We start from the raw sequence: 5,681 nt of genomic DNA on the forward strand, positions 1-5,681 counted from the left end.
GCCCGACGCGAGGCGCTGCTGCAACGCTACCTGGCCGCCGCGTACGGCACGCCGCTGGCCGCGCACCTGCCCGCCGCCTATGCCGACCCGGCGTTGCGCATCGTGGCCCATCGGCTGGCGTTCACCCATCCCAGGGCGGACCAGCTGAAAACGCTGATGGATGCGCGGGTACATACCGCGTGGACATGGTTCATGGACCCCGTCGTAGGTGCGCGGGCGGGGATGGCCTCGCTGGGCTATGCCGCCGGGGCCTGCCCGGTGTCGGAACGGGTAGGCACGCAGGTGCTGAACTGGCCGTGCGTGGTGGAACAGGGCGCGGAAGGTCCGCTGCTGGAATTCTTCGCGCAGGTGGCCCGGCAGGCATAGCCCTGCTGCCCGATTCCGCCTCTTGCTTGACGCCGGTCGTCGGCTGCATCATGTTTGCCAATGAATACAGTCCCCATAGATAGGCTCACATGATGAACACTGGCGCACAGCATCAGCCCACCCCCGTGATGCCGGAGACTCCTCCGCCCACCCTCGGCCCCCGTCGCAGCCTGCGTGGGGGTGCGGCCTTCGGTCTTACGGCCATCCTCGGCGCGCTGGGGCTGATATGCGTGCTGGCAACCGGGTCGCTGGTGGTTGGCAGGCTCGACGCCTTCGAGCACGAACTTGCCGCAGCCAACGCCCGCCGTGCCGTCAACGCCCTGCAAAGCGACGTGCACAGACTGGATGCACTGCTCAAGGACTGGGCCTGGTGGGATGATTCCTACCAGTTCATGGTCGACGTCAATCCCGCCTACATTGAAAGCAACATCACGCCCGAAGTCTTTCGGGACCAGCACCTGGATGCCATCGTCTTCATTTCCGGCGACGGGCGGGTAGTCCACTCCGACGCGCCGGACATTGTCAGCGGCGGCGTGGAAAGGGCCGACCCCACCCTGCTCGCCTTCATGCGCCGAACCGTCGCCACGTTGCCGCACTCCGCGCAGCATGACGGGCTGTCCGGGCTGGTCCGCATCGACGATGCCATCTGGATGACGGCCTGCCGCCCGGTGCTCGATTCGCTGCAAAGCCGCCCCCCTCGGGGTTGGATATGGATGGCCCGTCTGGTCGACGATCCGTACCAGAAGGAGTTGGCCCGGAACACGGAACTGCAACTCGCCCTTGTTCCGGCCCTGCCCGACAACCTGCCCGACGCCCTGCGGCAACTTGCCGATACCGCCGCAGACGCCCCCAGGCGGGACGAGCCCGCATCGGAAATTCCGGTGGTGGGTGTGGACCGTCACACCATCTGGAGCGGGACGGTGCTGCCCGACCTTGACGACGGCCCCCCTTTGGCCGTCACCGTCCAGGCCCCCCGCGCCCTGGGCGAAACCGCCCGCAATATCGTGCACAGCGGCCTGCTTGTGGTGTTGACGCTCAGCATCCTGGCGTTGATCGCGGGCCTGCTGTTCCTTGACAACCGGGTACTGTCACGCCTTGCCACGCTCAGCGCCCGGGTTGCCGCCAACGTTCCCGCCTCCAAGCTGGCCACCATGCCGCAGGGCGGTGACGAGCTGGACAGGCTGGCCCTGGTCACCTCGTGGGCGTTCCAATCCATTCGAGAGAACGAGCAATTTCTGTCCGAAATGCTTGACGCCCTCAAGGTGGGCGTCATGCTGGTGGACCGTGAAACCCGCGCCATCGTCAGCATCAACAGCCACGCCTGCGCCCTGCTGGGGCGCGATGCCGCCGAAGTGACGGGCAGGCGCTGCCACCAGTTCGTATGCCCGGCGGAAGAAGGCGCATGCCCGGTGTGCGATCTGGGCCAGCCCATGGATCATGCCAAGCGCACCCTGCTGACGGCCACCGGCAACCTGGACATCCTGAAGTCCGTGGTGCCCATATCGCGCGGGGGCAAGGAGTATCTGCTCGAAACCTTCATCGACATCAGCGACCTGGAACACACCCGGCGGATGCTGGAAGAATCGGAAGAGCAGTACCGGGCCATGTTCCTGAACACGGGCACGCCCGCCATCCTCATCAACGAAGACACCACCATCGCGCTGGCCAACCCGGAATTCCTGCGGCTGGTCCGCATGGTTCAGGCCGACCTGGACCACCGCCCGTCGTGGACCGGCTTCTTTCACGAGCACGATCTGCCCCGCATGCTGGGGTACCATGCCGACCGGCGCAACGGCGTTGCCGCCCCGCGCGAGTACGAAACCCGGCTGATCGACGCCGCCGGGGGGCTGCACCACGTGGCCATGACCGTGACCATGATTCCCCATACCCGCCAGTCGGTGGCCTTCATCCGCGACATCACGGACATGAAGCTTGCCGAGGCGCGGTTGCAGGAACTGGCCTTCACCGATTCGCTCACCGGCCTCGCCAACCGGCTGCGCGGGCTGGAAACCCTGGACGAAATGCTGGCCGAGGCCCGCAGCCGGCAGCAGCAGTTGGGCGTGCTGCTGCTGGACCTGGACGACTTCAAGCTGGTCAACGACTCCCTGGGCCACGCCATCGGCGACGTGGTGCTGATGGAGGTAGGCAGACGGCTGGCGGCGGTGCTGGGGGCCGACGACACGGTGGCGCGCCTTGGCGGCGACGAATTCATCATCGTCACGGCGGCGCCCGGCGGGGCCGAGTCCCATTCCGAACTGGCGAAACGGCTCATCGCCGAATTTGCCATGCCCTTCCGCGTGGCGCATTCCGAAGTATACCTTGGCGTCAGCATCGGCATCGCCACCTTTCCCGCCGACGGAGACACCGGGGGCCATCTGGTGCGCTGCGCAGACCTTGCCATGTACCGAGCCAAGGCGTCCGGCAAGAACACCTACCGCTTCTATACCCCGGAGCTTACCCGTGCGGCCCAGCACCGCCTGGAGGTGGAGGCCGAATTGCGGCCCGCCATCGCGCTGGGGCACATCGTGCCCTACTACCAGCCGGTGGTGGATCTGGGCAGCGGGCGCATCGTGGGGGCCGAGGCGCTGGCCCGCTGGCGCAAGCCGGACGGCGCCCTGGTCTCGCCCGCCGAGTTCATTCCCGTGGCCGAACAGACGGGCCTTGTCACCAGCATCGACATGGCCGTGCTGTCGCAGGCCTGCCCGCAGACGCAGTCCTGGACGGAAGCGGGTCTGGGCCGGTTGCGCGTGTCGTGCAACATTTCGGCGCGCCACCTGCAACGCGGCAACCTGCCCGGAGACATCCGCGCCATTCTGGACGCCAGCGGCCTGCCCGCAGAGCAACTGGCTCTGGAAGTTACCGAAACCGTGTACATGGAAAACATCGACAAGGCCCGGACCATGCTCGACGCGGTGACGGATCTTGGGGTGCGCATCCTGCTGGACGACTTCGGTACCGGCTATTCGTCGTTGTCTTATCTGCAAGCGCTGTCGTTCGATGTCATCAAGATAGACCGTACGTTCGTGAAGGACCTGCCCGACGCCTCGTCGCTGGCGCTGCTGCGGGCCATGCTGGGCATTGCCGCGGGGCTTGGCGTCACCTCGCTGGCCGAGGGCGTGGAAACCATGGAGCAGTACGTGCTGCTGAAATCGCTGGGGTGCGGCAGGGGGCAAGGCTATCTGTTCTCGCCTCCCGTGCCTGCCGCGCGGTTCGAGGAACTGCTGCGTCAACAAAAGGCAGGCACGCGGTTTCCCTGAGAAGCCCCGGCGCGCCGCCCCCAACCGGGCGGCGGAGGGAGCTGCCCCCGCGAAAATCACGTGCCGCACCTATGGACAAGCGCCACGCGCAAGCGTATCTAGCACGCCACGTAGAAGGGCCGGAAATTCCGGCGGAAACGCGGCGCGCCAGTGTGCCGTGCCGCCCCCGGATTGTCGGCCACCCACCCGCGCGCGGAACGGAGGTTCCGCACGTCATCATGACGCCACCGCACCCCGTCCATCCCGTACATCCGAACGGCAACACAGCAGCATTGCACGGTTTTCATCGTCCGCGCAACGTGGGCCGCGTATGCCGCGCGCACCACGCGACCCTGCGCACCCCGGCCCCGGCAACATTGCCCACATCCGTCCGGGCACGCAGGGCAGCAGGCCGTTCCGCAACGCCGCGCGTTCTGCTATAACAACCCGGACGACGACAGCACATTACCCCATCACGAGGTATCGCATGAAGGTCATCATCATGTGCGGGGGCAAGGGCACCCGCCTGCGCGAAGAAACCGAATTCAAGCCGAAGCCCATGGTCGAGATCGGCGGCCGCCCGGTGCTGTGGCACATCATGAGCATCTACGCCCGCCACGGCCACAAGGATTTCATCCTGCCGCTGGGCTACAAGGGCGAGGTGATCAAGCAGTATTTCCACGACTACCGCATCCGCAACACCGACTTCACCGTGGACCTCGCCACCGGCGCCATGACCACCCACGAGTGCAGCAGCTGCACCGACTGGAAGGTGACCCTGTGCGATACCGGGCAGGAAACCCTGAAGGGCGCGCGCATCAAGCGGGTGGCCCAGCACATCGACACCGACCGCTTCATGGTCACCTACGGTGACGGCGTGTCGGACATCGACATCGACAAGCTGGTGGAGTTCCACAAGAAGTCGGGCAAGATCGGCACCTTCACCGGCGTGCGCATGCCCTCGCGCTTTGGCGCGGTGCAGACCGACGCGGATGGCAACATCCTGTCATGGCAGGAAAAGCCGGTGCTGAACGAATACATCAACTGCGGCTTCTTCGTGTTCAAGCGCGAATTTCTCGACTACCTGGACGAGGACGAATCGTGCGACCTGGAAAAGCAGCCGCTGGAACGCCTGGCCGCCGACGGCCAACTATCCATGTACCCCCACGAAGGCTTCTGGGAATGCATGGACACCCTGCGCGACTGGCAGAAGCTGAATGCGATGTGGGACAAGGGCAGTGCGCCTTGGGCCAAGGGCTTCAAGGTATAGGTTCAGATGGGCCTTTCGCCCGCTGGCTATGCCTTCTGAACACTTCTTCGCAGCCCCTTTCCATGGCTGCCCGTCCACAATGAATGTTTAGGGGGATGGGGGTCCGGGGGAAGGGGACCCTTTACAAAGGGTTCCTTCCCCCGGTTCCCTCTCCGCCTTCCCCGTCGAGAATACGGAGAGACATACAATGTTTGCAGATGCCTATCGCGGCCGCAAGGTGCTGGTCACCGGCCATACCGGGTTCAAGGGGTCGTGGCTGACCGCTTGGTTGTTGCAGCTTGGCGCGGAAGTGGCCGGGCTGTCGGTGGATGTGCCCACCAGCCCCGCCAATTTCGACGAAATGGGCCTTGGCGCCCGCATCACGGACATCCGCGCCGACATCCGCGACCGCGCGGCGGTGTGCAAGGCCGTGGCCGACTTCGCGCCCGAGGTGGTCTTTCACCTGGCGGCGCAGGCCCTGGTGCGCAAGTCGTACGACGACCCGGCGGCCACCATAGAGGCCAACGCCATGGGCACCCTGAACATCCTGGAGGCGGTGCGCTGCGCGCCTTCGGTGCAGGCCGTGGTGTGCATCACCTCGGACAAGTGCTACCGCAACGACGAATGGGTGTGGGGCTACCGCGAAACCGACCACCTGGGCGGCGAGGACCCGTACTCCGCGTCCAAGGGCTGCGCCGAGATCATCGCGCACTCGTACTTCCGATCGTTCTTCAGGAACGGCGTGCGCTGCGCCACCACCCGCGCGGGCAACGTCATCGGCGGCGGCGACTGGGCGGCGGACCGCATCGTGCCCGACTGCGCGCGGGCGT

The 5,681-nt window shown here is 65.9% G+C and carries 3 protein-coding genes and 1 pseudogene; all 4 read left to right on the forward strand.

Going from position 1 to position 5,681, the window contains the following annotated elements:
- A pseudogene (locus tag FVW27_RS06620) lies at positions 1-366 on the forward strand (DegT/DnrJ/EryC1/StrS family aminotransferase); the annotation flags it as partial.
- A 92-nt stretch (positions 367-458) separates the two neighbouring features.
- Entirely contained in the window at positions 459-3,623 is a 3,165-nt protein-coding gene (locus FVW27_RS06625; RefSeq protein ID WP_167123764.1) for an EAL domain-containing protein, read from the forward strand.
- 466 nt (positions 3,624-4,089) lie between these two features.
- Positions 4,090-4,872, forward strand: a complete 783-nt coding sequence (gene rfbF, locus FVW27_RS06630) for a glucose-1-phosphate cytidylyltransferase (RefSeq protein WP_167123766.1) — start codon at positions 4,090-4,092, stop codon at positions 4,870-4,872.
- A 187-nt stretch (positions 4,873-5,059) separates the two neighbouring features.
- Positions 5,060-5,681: CDP-glucose 4,6-dehydratase (rfbG, locus tag FVW27_RS06635; RefSeq protein WP_167123768.1), on the forward strand; the 622-nt coding region annotated here is incomplete at its 3' end.

The organism is Nitratidesulfovibrio liaohensis, from assembly GCF_011682075.1.
GTDB classification, from domain to species: Bacteria; Desulfobacterota; Desulfovibrionia; order Desulfovibrionales; family Desulfovibrionaceae; genus Cupidesulfovibrio; species Cupidesulfovibrio liaohensis.